Source organism: Rubrivirga litoralis, from assembly GCF_031846415.1.
Classification (GTDB): Bacteria; Bacteroidota; Rhodothermia; order Rhodothermales; family Rubricoccaceae; genus Rubrivirga; species Rubrivirga litoralis.
This window is the reverse complement of the sequence record NZ_JAVRHT010000052.1, coordinates 1-16,992: the sequence shown is the minus strand read 5'-3', so window position 1 is coordinate 16,992 and position 16,992 is coordinate 1. Positions and strand designations below refer to the sequence as shown.

At 74.2% G+C, this 16,992-nt stretch carries 12 protein-coding genes and 1 pseudogene; 10 read left to right on the top strand and 3 right to left on the bottom strand.

Features of this window, described 5'->3' with window-relative positions:
• Positions 1 to 121 precede the first annotated feature (121 nt).
• The 6 genes and pseudogenes from RM540_RS15275 to RM540_RS15250 all read left to right on the top strand — a co-directional run bounded on the left by RM540_RS15275 (position 122) and on the right by RM540_RS15250 (position 6,179).
• Positions 122 to 1,597 carry an NADP-dependent isocitrate dehydrogenase gene (locus RM540_RS15275; protein WP_311665693.1) on the top strand — a complete coding sequence of 492 codons (1,476 nt, stop codon included), beginning with the start codon at positions 122 to 124 and terminating at the stop codon, positions 1,595 to 1,597.
• Between the two features lie 333 nt (positions 1,598 to 1,930).
• Positions 1,931 to 2,890 carry a sodium-dependent bicarbonate transport family permease gene (locus tag RM540_RS15270; protein WP_311665691.1) on the top strand — a complete coding sequence of 320 codons (960 nt, stop codon included), beginning with the start codon at positions 1,931 to 1,933 and terminating at the stop codon, positions 2,888 to 2,890.
• A gap of 87 nt (positions 2,891 to 2,977) precedes the next feature.
• Complete coding sequence (locus tag RM540_RS15265) at positions 2,978 to 3,298, top strand: DUF3240 family protein (RefSeq protein ID WP_311665687.1); 321 nt, start codon at positions 2,978 to 2,980, stop codon at positions 3,296 to 3,298.
• 220 nt (positions 3,299 to 3,518) lie between these two features.
• Entirely contained in the window at positions 3,519 to 3,905 is a 387-nt protein-coding gene (locus tag RM540_RS15260) for a helix-turn-helix domain-containing protein (RefSeq protein WP_311665684.1), read from the top strand.
• Between the two features lie 14 nt (positions 3,906 to 3,919).
• A pseudogene (locus RM540_RS15255) lies at positions 3,920 to 4,498 on the top strand (IS630 family transposase); the annotation flags it as partial.
• A 124-nt stretch (positions 4,499 to 4,622) separates the two neighbouring features.
• Entirely contained in the window at positions 4,623 to 6,179 is a 1,557-nt protein-coding gene (locus RM540_RS15250) for an acyl-CoA mutase large subunit family protein (RefSeq protein ID WP_311665682.1), read from the top strand.
• Between the two features lie 61 nt (positions 6,180 to 6,240).
• Here the strand turns inward: RM540_RS15250 and RM540_RS15245 are convergent, their stop codons facing one another.
• Together RM540_RS15245 and RM540_RS15240 are read right to left on the bottom strand one after the other, a co-directional pair.
• On the bottom strand, positions 6,241 to 7,182 hold the full coding sequence (locus tag RM540_RS15245; RefSeq protein WP_311665679.1) for an alpha/beta hydrolase: 942 nt from the start codon (positions 7,180 to 7,182) through the stop codon (positions 6,241 to 6,243).
• A gap of 152 nt (positions 7,183 to 7,334) precedes the next feature.
• Positions 7,335 to 8,144 carry an SDR family NAD(P)-dependent oxidoreductase gene (locus RM540_RS15240; protein WP_311665678.1) on the bottom strand — a complete coding sequence of 270 codons (810 nt, stop codon included), beginning with the start codon at positions 8,142 to 8,144 and terminating at the stop codon, positions 7,335 to 7,337.
• 205 nt (positions 8,145 to 8,349) lie between these two features.
• Here RM540_RS15240 and RM540_RS15235 point away from each other — a divergent pair, with 205 nt between their 5' ends.
• Positions 8,350 to 11,724, top strand: a complete 3,375-nt coding sequence (locus RM540_RS15235) for a class I SAM-dependent DNA methyltransferase (RefSeq protein ID WP_311665676.1) — start codon at positions 8,350 to 8,352, stop codon at positions 11,722 to 11,724.
• A 215-nt stretch (positions 11,725 to 11,939) separates the two neighbouring features.
• Here RM540_RS15235 and RM540_RS15230 read toward each other — a convergent pair whose 3' ends face one another.
• Positions 11,940 to 12,800: a dienelactone hydrolase family protein gene (locus RM540_RS15230; protein WP_311665674.1), complete on the bottom strand. Its 861-nt coding sequence runs from the start codon at positions 12,798 to 12,800 to the stop codon at positions 11,940 to 11,942.
• A gap of 159 nt (positions 12,801 to 12,959) precedes the next feature.
• Between RM540_RS15230 and RM540_RS15225 the strand changes: the two genes are divergently transcribed.
• The 3 genes from RM540_RS15225 (at position 12,960) to RM540_RS15215 (ending at position 16,968) form a co-directional block, all read left to right on the top strand.
• Positions 12,960 to 13,589 (top strand): diacylglycerol/polyprenol kinase family protein, encoded by a 630-nt coding sequence (locus RM540_RS15225; RefSeq protein ID WP_311665672.1) that lies wholly within the window; start codon positions 12,960 to 12,962, stop codon positions 13,587 to 13,589.
• Between the two features lie 103 nt (positions 13,590 to 13,692).
• Entirely contained in the window at positions 13,693 to 16,029 is a 2,337-nt protein-coding gene (locus RM540_RS15220) for a tetratricopeptide repeat protein (RefSeq protein ID WP_311665670.1), read from the top strand.
• Positions 16,030 to 16,044: 15 nt separating this feature from the next.
• Complete coding sequence (locus RM540_RS15215; protein ID WP_311665668.1) at positions 16,045 to 16,968, top strand: esterase/lipase family protein; 924 nt, start codon at positions 16,045 to 16,047, stop codon at positions 16,966 to 16,968.
• Positions 16,969 to 16,992 lie beyond the last annotated feature (24 nt).

The following is a 16,992-nucleotide window of genomic DNA, read 5'->3' as shown; positions in this document are numbered from 1 at the left end:
GAGAGGCCGGCGGCGGGCGCTCGGGCGGGGCGGGCGACGATTCACCGGACGCTCGCGGGGCGGGGCGGCTCCGGCAGGCCCGGTTCTGCGTAGGATGCGGACCGCACCACCCCGCATCTGCATGCCCGACGCCGCCACCCCGCCCCCGACGACCGCCACCGAGCCCGTTCCGATTGCCGTGGCGTACGGCGACGGGATCGGGCCGGAGATCGTGGAGGCCACGCTCCGCATCCTGGAGGCGGCCGAGGCGCCGCTCCGCTACGACACCATCGAGGTCGGCGAGGCGGCCTACCTCAACGGCCACACGTCGGGCATCGCGCCCGAGACGTGGGACGCCATCCGCCGGCACCGCGTGCTCCTCAAGGGGCCGATCACGACGCCCCAGGGCGGCGGCTACAAGAGCCTCAACGTGACGCTCCGCAAGTCGCTCGGCATGTTCGCGAACGTGCGGCCGAACAAGAGCTATGCGCCGTTCGTGGCCGCGGCCCAGCCGGGCATGAACCTCGTCATCATCCGCGAGAACGAGGAGGACACCTACGCCGGCATCGAGCACCGCCAGACGACCGAGGTCTACCAGACGCTCAAGCTGATTACGCGGCCCGGGTCGGAGGCGATTGTCCGCTACGCCTTCGAGTACGCCCGCGCGCATGGCCGCCGCAAGGTGACGTGCATGTCGAAGGACAACATCATGAAGCTGACGGACGGGCTGTTCCACCGCGTGTTCGACGAGATCGCGCCGGAGTACCCCGAGATCGAGGCCGAGCACCGGATCATCGACATCGGCGCGGCCATTGTGGCGGCGCGGCCCGAGGTGCTCGACGTGGTCGTGGCCCCCAACCTCTACGGCGACATCATCTCCGACATCGCCGCCGAGGTCTCGGGCTCGGTCGGCGTGGCGGGCTCGGCGAACGTGGGCAGCTCGTTCGCCATGTTCGAGGCCATCCACGGCTCGGCGCCGGACATCGCCGGGCGGGGCGTGGCGAACCCGTCGGGGCTCCTCAACGGAGCGGTCATGATGCTGGTCCACCTAGGGATGCCGCGCCACGCCGAGACGATCAAGAACGCGTGGCTGGCGACGCTCGAGGCCGGCATCCACACGCCGGACATCTACCGCCCGAAGGCCAGCGAGCGCCAGGTCTCGACGGAGCAGTTCACCGACGCCGTGATCGAGCGGCTGGGCGAGCGCCCGAAGCACCTCAAGCCGGTCGAGTACCGCGAGGCCGGCGTCCACGTCGACGTCCACCCGACGGCGCGCGTCGAGAAGGCGCTGGTCGGCGTCGACGTGTTCCTGGACTGGGACGAGGACGGCCGCGTGCCCGACGTGCTCGGCGGCCGCCTGAGCGAGCAGGACGGCGACGGCCTCCGCCTGAAGCTGATCACGAACCGCGGCGTGAAGGTCTACCCCGACGGCCTCCCCGAGACGTTCTGGACCGACCACTGGCGCTGCCGGTTCGTGGCGACGGACGAGGCGGCCACGCCGGCCCAGGTGGTCGCGCTCCAGGGCCGGCTCGTCGAGGCCGGGTTCGACGTGATCAAGACGGAGAACCTGTACACGTTCGACGGCGAGCGTGCGTACTCGCTCGCGCAGGGCGAGTAGGGCCGCCCCGCCCGTGACCGAGTGTGGGCGGGGCGGGGTGGTTCCTGGGCGCCGCCCCGCTCGGTTCGGACACGGCGCGCCGTGTCCCTACGAGTCGCAGCAGGGCACCGCGCCACCCCGCCCCGCCCGCTCGCAAGCGATGGTCGGCAGGGTCCACCGCCCCGCCCCGCCGGCACCTCGGGCGGGGTGGCCGGCGTCCTGTCTGACCCGGGCACGGCGAGCCGTGTCCCTACGGGTGCCGCTGGTCGCGGGGCCACGACGGTTGCCATTCGCCGTCACGTCGAGACGGGCGCGGGCGGGGCGGGGTAGCTTCGGGCGCCCTTCTGCCCGCCCGTGCTCGACGTCCTTCTCGCCAGCCTGCTCTCGCCCGTTGTCCTGGCGTTCGTGCTGGGCGCCGTCGCCGTCGCCGTCAAGAGCGACCTGGAGATCCCGGAGCCGCTCTACCAGGCGCTCTCGATCTACCTCCTGCTCGCGATCGGGCTCAAGGGCGGGGTGGCGCTCAGCGAGACGCCGCTCGGCGACGTGGCTGGGCCGGTGCTGGGCACGCTCGCGCTCGGCGTGCTCACGCCGGTCATCGCCTACAACGTGCTCCGCCGGCTGGGCCGGTTCGACCGGACGAACGCGGCGGCACTCGCGGCTCACTACGGCTCGGTCTCAGCCGTCACGTTCATCGCCGCGCAGGCGGTCGCGGCCTATGCCGGCGTGCCGTCGGAGGGGTTCATGCCGGCGCTCGTGGCCGTGCTCGAGGTGCCGGCCATCATCGTGGGCTTGCTCATCGCGTACGCGCGCGGCGACCGGGCGGGGTCGTGGCAGGAGGCGCTCCGCGAGGTCGTGACCGGCCGGAGCATCGTGCTCCTCGTCGGCGGGACCGTCATCGGGTGGATCGCGGGCGTGGAGGGGACCGAGAAGGTGGCGCCGTTTTTCGTGGCCGGCTTCCAGGGCGCGCTCACGCTCTTCCTCCTCGACATGGGCATGACGGCGGCGCGGCGGCTCCGCGACCTCAAGAGCGTCGGCCCGTTCCTGGTCGCCTTCGGCGTGCTGATGCCGGTCGTCCACGGGGCGCTCGGCGTCTGGGTCGGGCTCGCCGTCGGGCTCTCGGTGGGCGGGGCGGCCGTGCTGGGGGCGATGGTGTCGAGCGCGTCGTACATCGCGGCGCCGGCGGCGATTCGCGTCGGGCTCCCCGAGGCCAACCCCGCGTACTACCTCACGGCCTCGCTCGGGATCACCTTCCCGTTCAACCTCACGGTCGGCATCCCGCTCTACCTCACGCTGGCCCAGTGGTGGGGCGGGTAGGTCGGTACCGGGTACTCGGTACGGAGTACGGCTTCTGGCGCTCGTTCGGCGTCCGTACCCTGTACCTCGTACCCCGTACCCCCGAGCATGCAGACCGTCACCTACCGGCTCGTCACGATCGTCGCCGAGCGAAGCGTTCGCGACCGGCTCCTCGACGCGCTCCACACGCTCGGGGCGACCGGCCACACGATCGCTGACGTCAAGGGCGAAGGGTCCAGGGGGGCGAGGACGGGCGTGCCGGGCGTGCCCAGCGTGAAGGTCGAGACGGTCGTCCCGCCGGAGGTCGCCGAGCGGATCGCGGAGCACGTGGCCGAGCGCTACTTCGCGCACCACTCGGTCATCGTCTACCTCCAGGACGTCGAGGTCCTGCGCGGGAGCAAGTACGCGCCGCACAACGAGCGGGCGTAGGGGCTCGGGGTTGCCCCGGGGACGTCCGCCCCGCCCCGGGTAGCGGCGTTGCATGCAACGCCGGGGCGGCGCCGAGCAGGTTCCCGCCCGCCCTGCGCCCAGGCGGGGCGGTGAGACGGAGCCCGGCCATGCCCACCCCGCCCGCGAAGGCCAGGGCGGGGCGGTTGCCTAGTGTCGTGACAGATTGTTCGTAGTCTCTGCTCGGTCAAACGCCAACCTCATGGCCGCCTTCTCGCTCGACCTCCGCCGCCGCGTCCTCGGCGCCGCCCTCGCCGACGGCGCGCCCACCGAGCACGCGCTCGCCGAGCGCTTCGGCGTCAGCCGCGGCTTCGTCCAGAAGCTCAAGCGCCGCTGGCGCACCGACGGCACCGCCGAGCCGGTCGGCCACCGTGGCGGCGCCCCGCGCAAGCTCTCCGACGACGACCGCGCCGCGCTCGTGGCGTGGGCCGACGGCTCCGACGCGACCTGCGCCGAGCTCCGCGACCGGCTCGCCGCCGAGCGCGGCGTCGGGGTCGCCCGCTCGACCGTCAACGGCGTGCTCGTCGCGGCCGGGCTGACGCTCAAAAAAAGACGCTCCGAGCCGACGAGCGCGACCGCCCGGACGTAGCCGCCGAGCGAGCCGCCTTCGCCGAGGCGCAGCCGGCGCTCGACGCACGGCGGCTCGTGTTCCTCGACGAGACCGGCTCGAACGTCACCGTGACGCGGCGCTACGGCCGGTCTCGGCGGGGCCAGCCCGTCTACGACGCCGTCCCGCTCAACCGCGGCAAGAACCTCACGGTCGTCGGCGCCATCCGCGCCGACGGCGGGCGCGGCGGGGTGGTCGCCTGGCGCGCGATGGACGGGGCGATGACGGGCGAGCGGTTTCTCGCCTTCGTAGTCGAGGCGCTGATCCCTGCGCTCTCGGCCGGCGACGTGGTGGTCATGGACAACCTCTCGGCTCACAAGACGAAGGTGGTGCGAGCGGCCTTGGCCGAGGCCGGGGTCGGCGTGCTCTACCTGCCGCGGTACTCGCCGGAGTTCAACCCGATCGAACTGTGCTGGTCGGTCGTCAAGGCGCGGCTGCGGGGCGTGGCCGCGCGGACGCGGGAGGCGCTTCGTGCAGCCGTGGCCGACGCGCTGGCGGCGGTCCATGCCGAGCAGGTCGAGCGGTGGATACGCCACTGCGGCTACCGGCTCACGAACAATCTGTCGCGACACTAGGGGTCGCCCACCGCCCCGCCCGAACCAGCCGACCCCGAACCAAACAACCCCGAACCCCCCGGACCCTGAACCCGCCCGAGGGCGTGGCGGTACCACGTCTCCCCCACCCCGCCCGCACACGTCGATGCCCGCCCACGCCGCCCCGCCCGCCGTCGCCACCGACGCCGACCTGCCCGCCGACCTCGACGCGCGGCTCGGCGAGCCCGGCCGGTTCCCGTTCACGCGCGGCGTCTACCCCGCGATGTACCGTGAGCGGCTGTGGACGATGCGCCAGTACGCCGGCTTCTCGACGGCCGAGGCCTCCAACGAGCGCTACCACGCCCTCCTCGCTGCTGGCGCGCGCGGGCTCTCCGTCGCGTTCGACCTGCCGACGCAGATCGGCTACGACGCCGACGACCCGATCGCCGAGGGCGAGGTGGGCAAGGTGGGCGTCTCGATCTGCTCCATCGACGACATGCGCCGGCTGTTCGACGGGATCGAGTTGGAAGACGTCACGACGTCGATGACCATCAACGCGACGGCGCCCGTCCTGCTCGCGCTCTACGTGGCCGTCGCCAAGGAGCAGGGGGCGGACTTGACGAAGCTCGGCGGGACGATCCAGAACGACATCCTCAAGGAGTACGCCGCGCGCGGGACCTACATCTACCCGCCCCGCCCGTCGATGCGCTTTATCACCGACACGTTCGCGTGGTGCGCCGAGACGGTGCCGCGGTGGAACACGATCTCGATCTCGGGCTACCACATCCGCGAGGCCGGGTCGACGGCCGCCGAGGAGCTCGCGTTCACGCTCGCCGACGGGATCGCCTACGTCGAGGCCGCCCTCGACGCCGGGCTCGACGTGGACACGTTCGGGAAGCGGCTGAGCTTCTTCTTCAACGCGCACAACGACTTCTTCGAGGAGATCGCCAAGTTCCGGGCCGCGCGGCGGATGTGGGCGCACGTCATGCGCGACCGCTTCGGAGCAACGGACACGAAGGCGCAGATGCTCCGGTTCCACACGCAGACGGCGGGCTCGACGCTGACCGCGCAGCAGCCGATGAACAACGTGGCGCGGACCACGCTCCAGGCCCTCGCCGCCGTCCTCGGCGGCACGCAGTCGCTCCACACGAACGGGTTCGACGAGGCCCTCGCGCTGCCGACGGAGCAGGCCGCCACGCTCGCGCTCCGCACGCAGCAGGTGATCGGCTACGAGAGCGGCGTCGCCGACGCCGTCGACCCGCTCGCGGGCTCCTTCTACGTCGAGCGCCTGACGGCCGACATCGAGGCCGAGGCGACGCGGCTCATCGAGGAGATCGACGACATGGGCGGGGCGGTGGCCGCCATCGAGGCCGGGTTCTACCAGGACCGCATCGCGCAGTCGGCCTACGCCGCCCAGCTCGCGGTCGAGTCGGGCGACCAGGTGGTCGTCGGCGTCAACCGCTTCCAGACCGACGGCGACGAGGCCGACGTCGAGCTCCTCCGCGTGTCGGACGCCGTCCGCGAGGGCCAGATCGAGCGGCTCCGGGCGCTCCGGGCGGGGCGGGACGAGGCCGCGTGGGGCGCGGCGCTCGACGCCCTCGAAACGGCGGCGCGGGGCGACGAGAACGTGGTGCCGCACGTGCTCGACGCCGTCGAGGCCGAGGCGACGGTCGGCGAGGTCGCAGGCCGGCTCCGCGAGGTCTGGGGCGAGTACCAGGGTTGACCGCCCCGCCCGAGGCGTAAACTGCCCCGCCCTTTCCACAACGGCGCGGTGCGCGCCCGGCCTACGCCGCCCCGCCCAGGTGCTCGCGGACGAACGCCGACGCGCGCGCGAGCGAGGCGTCGGCCTCCTTCAGCCACGGGGTCCAGAGCTGCCACATGTGGAACGCGTCGGGCTCGACGTGGAGGCGGACGTCGGCGCCGGCGGCCTGGCCGCGCTCCGCGAGGAGCCGCGCCTCGCCGAGCAGCACCTCGGTTTCGCCGACCTCGACCCAGAGCGGCGGAAGGAGCGACAGGTCGTCGACGAGCGGCGAGATGGTCGGGTCGTCGTCCGGGAGGTCGACGGGGCCGGTCGCGATCGAGGCGCAGCGGCGGTCGTCCTCGTCGTTGTTCATCGCGTCGCGCGGCGAGTTCGCCTCGCGCGTGTCGCTGAGCCCCGTGCGGTCGGCGTTGGGCGAGAACACGGCGGCGACGGTCGCCGGCCGGTCCTCGCGCGCGAGCGCCAGGACGGTCGTGAGCGTGAGGTGCCCGCCCGCGCTGTCGCCGACGACGGCGAGGCCACGGCCGCCCTCCAGCACCGCCCGCGCCACGGGCAGCGCCGACTGTTGGAGCGGGGCGGGCCACAGCGCCTCAGGCGCGAGCGGGTAGCGCGGCATGAACACGGCCTCGCCCACGGCCGCCGCGAACGCCGCCGCCGGTCGCCAGTGCGTCTCGGGCGAGCCGAACACGTAGCCGCCGCCGTGGAGCCACACCACGCGCGGCGCCTCGCCCGCCCCGCCCTCGGGACGGAACAGCAAACCGGACACGCCGCCGACCTCGGCCTCCTCGCCCATCCCGGCCGGCGCGCCGGCCGCGTCGCCGCGCATGAGCCGGGCGTACAGGTCGCGGAGCTCCGGCGGCTGGCCGTCGAGCGGGATCGACGCGATCCGCTCGGCCACGTCGTCGAACGTGACGGGGCCGTCGAACGGGCCGTCGGGATCGCGAACCGGGTTGTCAAACGTCTTCATAAGGGCGGGGTGGGGCGGACTGAGCGCGAGAGCGGGGTGGTCAGACAGGCAAAGCGAGCGGGCGGGGCGGCCTCCCCCACCCCGCCCATGCGGGCCGTCGGGGGCAGGGCGGCAGCGTCTGGACCCGTACCCAGTACCCGCCCCACGAAACCTCAGATGTCGATGGAGGCGACGGAGCCGCCGTCGACGCGGTAGTTCGAGCCGACGACGAAGCTCGCGCGCTCCGAACACAGGAACGCGATGACAGCGGCGACCTCCTCGGGCCGCCCGCGCCGGTCGAGGACGAGGTGCGGCCGGTCCTCTTCGAGGAACTCGTCGATGGCCTCGTCCATCGTCTCACCCTCCTCCTCGGCCGTCTTCTCCATCATCCCGTCCGTCATGTCGGTCGCGATAAAGGCCGGCGCGACGGAGTTGACGAGCACGCCCTTCGGCGCGTAGCGCTGGCCGAGCGCCTTGGCGAACGTGAGCAGCGCGGCCTTGGCGCCGTTGTAGACGACCTCGTCGCTGTACGGCTGCGCCACGTTCTCCGACGTCACGAAGACCACGCGGCCCCAGCCGCGGTCGAGCATCCCCGGCATCGTCGCCTTCGCCATGCGGACCGCCGACATCATATCGGTCTGCCACGCCTCCATCCAATCGTCCTCGGTGATGTCGCTCAGCGGGTCGCCCTTGGCGCCGGTGATGCCGGCCGTGTGGACGAGGATGTCGAGGTCCCAGTCGACGGCGGCGGCCACGGCGTCGGCGCCGTCCTGGCTGCCGAGGTCGGCGACGACCGAGCGGAGGCCGTCGCCGCCGAGCCCGTCGGACTCGAGGATCTGAACGGAGAGGGCGAGCTCGCTCTCGTCCAGGTCCGTCATGAGTACGCGCGTGCCCTCCTGGCGGAGGATGCGGGCCGTTTCGAGGCCCATGCCGCCGGCGGCGCCGGTGACGACGGCGGCCCGTTCGCTGATTCCGAGGTCCATGGTGTGCAGTAGGTGGGGGCGGGTTGGTCTCGCCGCCCCACCCCGCGGTTCCTGCGCGGCGTCGGCCCGATGCGCGGCTGCGGGGGCGCCGGACGCTGGGCTCAGACTCCGCCCGGTGCGGGCGGCCCGCCCCGCCCTGAGCGCCCGCCCCGCCCGCGCGTCCGCTCGGTAACATCCCGGACGTTCCCACCCGTCCGCCCCGCCCGTGACCGACGACCGCGCGCCGCGCCTCGACCTCGACACGTTTATCGAAGACGCCGCCGCCTCGGGCGGGGCGGAGCGGGCCAACGCCCAGACGTTCCTCCGCGACCTCGCCGACGCCCTCGACGTCGACCGCCCCGCCCTCACGACGGGCGACGACCGGGCCGACGGCTACGTGTTCGAGCGGCCGCTGAGCTTCCAGGACGGGACCCAGAGCAAGGGGTTCATCGACCTCTACAAGCGCGGGGCGTTCGTGCTGGAGACGAAGCAGGGGGCCGACGAGAAGCGGACGGCCGGCGGCCGCAAGCTCCGGCAAGGCCACGGCAAACGGGGGACGCGGGCGTGGGAGGCCACGATGGACGCGGCCCGGAACCAGGCCGAGGGCTACGCCCGGAACCTGGAGGCCGCCGAGCCCCCGCCCCCGTTCGTCGTCGTGTGCGACGTGGGGTTCTGCCTCGACCTCTACGCCGACTTTTCCGGCACCGGCCGGCTCTACCGCCCGTTCCCCGACGCCGCCACGCACCGCGTCCGGCTCGCCGAGCTCCGCGACGCCGACGTGCGGGCGCGGCTGCGGGCGGTGTTCGAGGACCCGCTCGCGCTCGACCCCGCGCGCCGGCAGGCCCGCGTGACGGTCGACCTCGCCGGCCGGCTCGCCGAGCTCGCCGCGTCGCTCGCCGGGGCCGTCGACGCCGACGGGGCGCCGATGGACGCCGAGGCCGTGGCCGGCTTCCTCACGCGCGCCCTGTTCTCGATGTTCGCCGAGGACGCCGGGCTCGTTCCGGGCCGCGCGTTCAGCGCCCTCCTCGACGCCTACGCCGACGACCTCGACCACCTCCCGCACGCGCTCGGCGCCTTTTTCGGGACGATGGACCGGGGCGGCTACGTCTCCGACGCGCGCGAGACCGTTCGCCGGTTCAACGGCGGGCTGTTCGCCGAGCACCGGGCGCCGCGCCTCGACCGCGACCAGTACGACCGGCTCCGCGACGCGGCCCGGGCCGACTGGTCCGACGTCGAGCCGTCGATCTTCGGGACGCTCCTGGAGCGGGCGCTCGACCCGACCGAGCGGCACCGGCTGGGCGCGCACTTCACGCCGCGCGCCTACGTCGAGCGGCTCGTGGGGCCGGCGGTCCTGGAGCCGCTCCGGGCGGAGTGGGACGGGGCGCGGGCGACGGCGAACCGGCTCGTGAACGAGGCCGAGGAGGCGACGACGAAGGCGGTGGCGACGCGGAAGCGGAACGAGGCCCGGGCCACGCTCGCCGGGTTCCTCTCGCGGCTCGCGTCGGTCCGCGTGCTAGACCCGGCGTGCGGGTCGGGCAACTTCCTCTACGTCACGCTCGCGGGCCTGAAGGCGCTGGAGGACGAGGCCCGCGCCGCCGCCGGGCGGCTCGTGGGCGAGGCGGTCGGCGAGGGGTTCGGGGTCACGCCGCGCCAGATGCGCGGGATCGAGGTGAACGCGCGCGCGGCGGCGATTGCGGACCTCGTGCTGTGGATCGGGTACCTCCAGTGGCACCGGGCGCGCTACGGGGCCAGCCAGCCGCTCCCGGAGCCGGTGCTGGAGGGGTACGGGCAGGTCGAGCACCGCGACGCCGTGCTCGACGACGACGGCCACCCCGCCCCGTGGCCCGAGGCAGATTTTGTCGTCGGCAACCCGCCGTTCGTGGGCAACAAGCGGATGCGGGACGCGCTCGGCGACGACTACACGGAGGGGCTGCGGGCGGCGTACCCCGACGTGCCCGAGTCGGCGGACCTCGTGATGTACTGGTGGCACCGGGCGGCCGAGGCGGTCCGGCGCGGGGAGGCCGAGCGGTTCGGGCTCATCACGACAAACTCGCTGCCGCAGACGTTCAACCGGCGCGTGGTAGAAGCCCACCTGTCTTCGTTCCAGGTCAGACCTGGAACGAACCCCACCCCGCCCCTAGCGCTCGCATTCGCGGTCCCAGACCACCCGTGGGTCGACGCGGCCGACGGCGCGGCCGTCCGCGTGTCGATGACGGTCGGAGCGAGCGCCGACGCTTTCGACGCGGGGGCGGGGCGGCTCGCCGTCGTGACCGACGAGCGGGGCGGGGCGGGCGCGGCCGACGTAGACCTCACGGAGTACGTCGGGCGGGTCAACGTGGACCTCACAGTCGGGGCCGACGTGAGCGGGGCGGAACCGCTCAGCGCGAACGAGGGGATCAGCAACCGGGGCGTTACGCCTGTCGGAACGGGGTTCCGTCTCTCGCCCGACGAGGCCGAGGTGATGGGGCGCGGGCGGGGCGGAGACATCGACCGGCACCTCCGGCCGTACCTCAACGGGAGCGACGTGGTCCGCTCGCCGCGCGGGCTCTACATCCTCGACTTCCTGGGGCTGAACGAAGACGAGGTCAGAGACCGCTTCCCCCAGGCTTACGAGAAGCTGGTCCGGGACGTGAAGCCGGGGCGGATGGAGGTCCGCCGCGCCAGCTACCGCGAGAAGTGGTGGGTCCTGGGCGAGCCCCGGGCCAGCTTCCGCCCCGCCCTCGACGGCCTGCGCCGATTCATCGTCACACCGTACGTGTCCAAGCACCGCATTTTCGTGTTCCTCGACGGCGAAGTGCTCCCCGACGAAGCGCTCGTCTGCGTCGCTCTCGAAGACGCCTTCTACCTCGGCATTCTCTCCAGTCAGGTTCATGTAGAGTGGGCGCTCGCTGCCGGCGGTCGGCTCGGCATCGGTAATGATCCGCGTTACAACAACTCCGCCACCTTCGAGCCCTTCCCCTTCCCCACCCCGCCCGCGGACCAGGAGCAGGAAATCCGAGACCTTGGCGAGGCCATCGACGCCCACCGGAAGCGGCAGCAAACAGAAAAGAGCGTCGGGCTGACCGACCTCTACAACGCCGTCGAGGCGCTCCGGGCGGGGCGGGCGCTCTCGGCGCGCGAGGAGCGGGCCTCCCGCGACGGGCTCGCGCACACGCTCCTCGACCTCCACCGCCGGCTCGACCGGGCCGTGCTCGACGCCTACGGCTGGGGCGACCTCGACGCCGAGGCCCCGACGTTCCGGGCCGCCGTGCTGGACCGGCTCGTCGCGCTCAACGCCGAGCGGCGGGCCGAGGAGGAGGCCGGGCGCGTCCGGTACCTCCGCCCCGCGTTCCAGGCCCCCGACGCCGCCCCGCAGGGCGGGCTCGACCTTGCCGCCGCCCCGCCCGAGGCCGCCGACGCGGCGCCGGCCGCGCGCCCGTGGCCGGCCGCCCTCGCCGCGCGGACCGTCGCCGTCCGCCAGGCCGTGGCCGGCGGCGCGCGGACGGCCGACGCCGTGGCCGGCCGGTTCGACGGCGCCCGCCGGGCCGACGTCGCCGAGGTCCTCGACGCGCTCGCCGAGCTCGGGCTCGTCCGCTCCGCCGGCGGCGCGTTCTCGGCGTAGCGGGCGGGGCGGCCACCCTGGGTCCCCCTCCCGCTACGCGGGCTGAGGGCTCATGCTCCGACGCCTCCAGAGGCGTTCCCCTCCCGGACACCCCGAAGGGACGGCGCAGCCAGGAGGGGCTAGGGGTGGTGGATGGGCGGGGCGGGGCGGCTCGGGTGAGGCACAAACCTCCAGAATTGGTATCAGAGGCCGTACGACTCACCGGCTACACCGGCCTACTGGTCCTTCAGGTTGTCGGCGAGGAACGCCGTCGTGCGGCGCCAGGCGTCTTCGGCGGCGGCGGGGACGTAGTTCTCGCCCGACGGGTTGGCAAAGGCGTGGCCGGCGCCGGGGTACACCTCCACCTCGTGCTCGACGTCGGCCTCGGCGAGCGCCGTCTCGAAGGCGCGGACGGTGTCCTGGGGGATCGACGAGTCGTCCTCGCCGAAGAACGCGAGGACGGGCATGTCGAGCGGCGCGAGCCGGTCGGCGTCGGTCACGGGGCCGCCGTAGTACACGACGGCGGCGTCCAGCTCGTCGGGGAGGGCGAGCGCGGCGCGGAGCGACCACATGCCCCCGAAGCACCACCCGATGACGCCCACGCGCGGGGCCTCCTCGCGGGAGGCGAGAAAGCGGTAGGCCGCCTGGAGGTTCTCCGTCAGCGCCTCCTCGTCGGCCATCGCGGATCGCACGAGCGACATGGCCTCGTCCGGCGTCGCCGCCGTTTCGCCGCCGTAGAGGTCGACCGCGAGCGCGGCGTAGCCCTCGTCGGCGAGCCGCCGCGCCATGTCCTCGACGTTCTCGTTCAGCCCCCACCACTCGTGGATGACCACGACGCCGGGGAGCCCCGCCGTCGGGCCGGCGCCGGCGGGGCGGGCGATCGTGCCCGTCAGCGTCTGGCCGTCGACGGTCCCGTAGACGACGCGCTCGACGGTCACGTCGGCCGTGTCGGCGCCGGCCGTCGCGCCCGAGGCCGCCGGCGTGTCGCCGTCGTGCTGCGCGCGCATCTCGCCGGCGTAGTCGGACGGCCCGCACGCGGCGAGGAGGACGGAGGCCGCGAGGCCGAGGGCGACGAGGAAAACGGGCGGGGCGGGCATGGCGGGGCGGGGTGGTGCGGGTGAGGTACGCGCCGGGCTGCTCGGAGTCCCCGCCCGCGCTCCGGCCACCCCGCCCCGCCATGCCCGCCCCGCACGGGCTCCGGCCGCCCCGCCCGGTCTGGCGCCGTGGGCGGGGCGGCGGCAGGGTACCTTCGGCCCGTGAGCGACCACGTCCCCCAGATCCCGTACGCCACCGAGCTCAAGCGGAAGGCGATCCACCTGGGCGCCCTCGTGCTGCCGGCCTCGATCCTGGTCCTGCCCCGGCCCCTCGTGCTCGGGGCGCTGACGGCGCTGGCCGTGCTCGCCGTCGCGCTCGACGTGGCGCAGCAGAAGGTCCCGGCCGTCCGCCGCGTCCTCATCGACCGCGCGTTCGGGTGGATGATGCGGCCCGAGGAGCTGGGCACGGGCGGGCGGATCGTGTTCAACGGGGCCGTCTGGATGTTCCTGGCCGCGGCCGCCTGCGCGTGGCTGTTCCCGCCGGGCGTGGCCGCGGCGTCGCTCGCCATGCTCATGGTGGGCGACGGGGCCGCCGCCGTGGTCGGCCGCCGGTTCGGGCGGACGCGGTGGCCGGGCTCGCCGAAGTCGGTCGAGGGCAGCGCGGCCTACGCGCTCACGGCGTTCGCGGTCGGGGCGGCGATCGCGGCGTGGCCGCCGGCCGAGCTGGGGCTCGTGGCGTGCGCGGTCGGGGCCGTCGTCGGGGCGGCCGTCGAGGCGCTCCCGATCCCGGTCAACGACAACGTCCGCGTGCCGCTCGTCGTGGGGCTGGCGATGGTGGCGGTGGGCGCCTAGACGCGCCTGCCGGGCGGGGTGGTCGCGCCTCATCTATTTCGAAGTTCGTGTTGACCCTAGGTGCAAGGACTGTGTACCCTTCCGGTCAGCGACCTGAACCCGGATGTCCGACCTTCACGCCCCCTCGTCAGGGGACCTTCTCGACCGGCTCTCCCAGCGGGGCCTTCTCAAGACGGCCGGCGTCTACGTCGGCAGCGCGACGTCGGCCGTGCTCTTCGTCAACTTCCTGACGCAGCACTACGGGCTCTCGCCCCACCTCGTCGACGCGGCGATGTGGCTGGCCCTGCTCGCGCTCCCGTCGGTGCTCCTGACGGCGTACTGCCGGGGCGGGGCGGCCCCGCGTGTCCAGATGCGGAAGCCGCACAAGATGGCCCTGGGCACCAACGGCATCCTCGCCGCCGCCGTTCTGGGCGTCGGGTTCGCGGACAAGCCGATGGGGCCGGTCTCGCGGACCGTCGTGGCGGAGGGCGCCGACGGCGAGCGCGTCGAGCGCGTCGTGGCCACCGAGGCGTTCCGCAAGCGGGTCGGCGCGTTCTACCTCGACGGCCCCGACGACGAGCCGTGGCTGGGGCGGGCGGCGGCCTACGGGATCGGGTTCGACCTCGACCAGAGCCCGTTCCTGACGGTCGAGACGCCGGACGACTTTGCCGAGCGGCTCCGCCGGGCCGGCTACCCCGACGGCGCGGGCGTCCCACTCGCGCTCGCGCATAAAGAGGCCGCCCGCGCGCGGCTCGACGTGTTCGTGACGGGGACCGTGTCGCGGGTCGAGGAGGGCGTCCGCCTGGCGCTCCGGCTCACCGACGGCGAGACGGGCCGCGAGGTCGACACGTTCGATGAGACCGGCCGGAGCGTCCTCGACGTCGCCGACCGCGCGGCGACCTGGATCCGAGACGAGCTCGACCTCCCGGCGGACCGCCGGGCCGACGCCGCCGACCTCCCCGCCCCCGAGCTCCTGACGAGCGACGACGGCGCGCTGGAGGCGTGGACCACCGGATTCCACCTCCTCAGCTACGACCAGGACGTGGCCGCGGCCGCTCCCCACTTTGCCCAGGCGGCCGAGGCCGACCCCTCGTTCGCGCTCGCCCACATCCTCCTCTCGATGCCCCAGATGCAGGCGGGCGACATGGCCGGCGCGCAGGCGAGCCTGGCCGCCGCCCGCCAGCACGACTACCGCCTGTCGGAGAGCAACCGGCACGCGCTCGTGTTCAACGAGCTGTTCATGTCGCAGCGGCCGGACGAGGCCTACGCCGCGCTCAAGCGGTGGGCCGAGCTGTTCCCCGAGCGGACGGACCCCCGCACCATCCTGGCCATGATCGCCCTCAACCGCGGCGACTACGAGGTGGCCGTGACCGCCTACGAGGAGATCATCGCACTCGACCCGGGCGAGACCGAGGCCCATCTCCAGGCCGCGTCTGCCCGCCTGATGCAGAACCGCCTCGCCGCCGCCGAGGTGCACTACCAGGCGTTCGCCGACACCGAGCCCGGGCGCGCCGACGGGCTCCGCGGGCTGGCCCACGTCAAGCGGCTCCAGGGCGAGTCCGAAGCGGCCATCGAAGCGCTCCGCCAGGCGACGCTGGCCGAGCCCGACAACACGGCCGTCGTCTCCGCCTTGGGCGGGGCGCTCGTCGGCGTGGGCCGGCTGGAGGACGGGCTGGGGGCGTACGACCGCGCGGTGTCGATGGCGAAGACGCCGTCTGAGCGCGCGGCCGCGCTCCGGGCGCGGGCCGAGGAGGTCCTCAGCCTGGGCCGGACGGCCGCGGCCCTCGCCGACCTCGACGCCCACTGGGCGGAGCAGGCGACGACCACCGACGCGGCCTCGCTCGCGCTGGCAAAGGCCGACGTCGCCAGCCACCTTGTCGAGCACGGTCTGGAGGCCCAGGCCGACGCCGCCGTCGCGGCGGCTCAGGGGCACCCAGCGGTCCAGCAGATCCCGATCTTTACCGCGGTCGCCCTCATCCACGAGGCGTCGGTCGCGACGGCCGAGGGCGACGGACCGCGCGCCCTCGCTGCGATCGAGCGGGCGGCTACCGAGGGCGCCGCCCAGGGGCTCGACCTCGAGAAGCTGGGGGCCGGCCCCGTCCTCCGCGCGGACGCCCTCGTCGCCGCCGGCCGGGCCGCCGAGGCCGTCGCCGTCTACGAGGCGCTCGTCGAAGAGAAGCCCAGCGGCAGCGGGACGTGGCGCCGGCTGGGCGAGGCGCAGGCGGCGGCCGGTGACCAGGCCGGCGCCCAGAAGAGCCTCGACCGTGCCCTCCGCCTGATGCCCGCCAACCCGAAGGCCCACCTCGCCCTCGCGCGCCTCCTCCGCGACCGCCCCGCCGAGGCCCGCCGCCACCTTGGCGCCGCGCTCGCCGCGTGGTCCGAGGCCGACGCCGGCTTCCGCCCCGCCCAGGAGGCCCGCGCCCTGCTCCGCCAGCTCGGCGGCACCCGCATCGCGGCCTAGGAGACCGCGGGCGGGGTGGCGCGTACACAGCCCGTAGCCGCCCCGCTCCCCCTGGACACGTCCCACCCCGCCCCGCTCCTCTCACGCCTCGGCCGCCGCGCCGAGGCCGTCGCCCGGCGGGCCGTCGAGTTGGAGCCGATGCCGCAGCCGCCGTTGGCCCCGACGCGGTACCCCGTCGTCCTGATGCACGGGTTCGGGGCGCTCGCGAACCTGGTCCAGGGCGGCGTCCTCCACGCCGAGGCCATGCACCTCCGCGGGCGGGGCGTGGCCGCCTACGCCCCCCACGTCAACCCGTACGACACGGTCGCCGTGCGCGCCGAGGTCTGGGCCGACCGGCTGTCCCGCGTGCGCGCAGAGACGGGCGCCGAGCGCCTCAACCTCGTCGCCTTCTCGTCGGGCGGCCTCGACGCTCGCTGGCTCGCCCGCGACCCGGCGTGGGCGGGGCGGTTCGCGAGCCTCGTCACGCTGTCGACGCCGCACCGGGGGACGGCGCTGGCGCAGTACGTGCTCGACCGGCCGGACCGGCTCCGCGCGTGGGCCGTCGGGTTCATGGACTTCGTGGGCCGCGCGGCCTACGACGCCGCCCCGCCCCACACCGAGGCCGCCCTCGCCGAGCTCACGCCCGACGCCGTCGCCGCGCAGTTCGACCCGGACGAGACGGTCGACGGCGCCTGGTGCGCCTCGTTCGCCGGCCGGGCGGGGCGGGGGACGGCGGTCCCGGTCTCGCCGCCGCTCGTGGTCCCCAACCGGATTCTCTACGGGCTCGCCGGCGTCAACGACGGGATCGTGCCCGAGGCGTCGGCCGCGTGGGGCGAGCGGCTGGGGACGGTCGAGGCCGACCACGCCCGGCAGATCGGGCTCGGCATCGGGGCGGCGGGGCACGACGCGTGCGCCTTTTTCGACCGCCTCTGCGACCGGCTCCGCGAGCGGGGGCTGTAGCGCGAGAGCGGGGAGAGCGCGAGA

Excerpts from the sequence above, each read along its gene's own strand:
- RM540_RS15275 (WP_311665693.1), top strand. The coding sequence starts at position 122 with ATGCCCGACGCCGCCACCCCGCCCCCGACGACCGCCACCGAGCCCGTT.
- RM540_RS15265 (WP_311665687.1), top strand. The coding sequence starts at position 2,978 with ATGCAGACCGTCACCTACCGGCTCGTCACGATCGTCGCCGAGCGAAGC.
- RM540_RS15260 (WP_311665684.1), top strand. The coding sequence starts at position 3,519 with ATGGCCGCCTTCTCGCTCGACCTCCGCCGCCGCGTCCTCGGCGCCGCC.
- RM540_RS15250 (WP_311665682.1), top strand. The coding sequence starts at position 4,623 with ATGCCCGCCCACGCCGCCCCGCCCGCCGTCGCCACCGACGCCGACCTG.
- RM540_RS15245 (WP_311665679.1), bottom strand. The coding sequence starts at position 7,182 with ATGAAGACGTTTGACAACCCGGTTCGCGATCCCGACGGCCCGTTCGAC.
- RM540_RS15240 (WP_311665678.1), bottom strand. The coding sequence starts at position 8,144 with ATGGACCTCGGAATCAGCGAACGGGCCGCCGTCGTCACCGGCGCCGCC.
- RM540_RS15230 (WP_311665674.1), bottom strand. The coding sequence starts at position 12,800 with ATGCCCGCCCCGCCCGTTTTCCTCGTCGCCCTCGGCCTCGCGGCCTCC.
- RM540_RS15220 (WP_311665670.1), top strand. The coding sequence starts at position 13,693 with ATGTCCGACCTTCACGCCCCCTCGTCAGGGGACCTTCTCGACCGGCTC.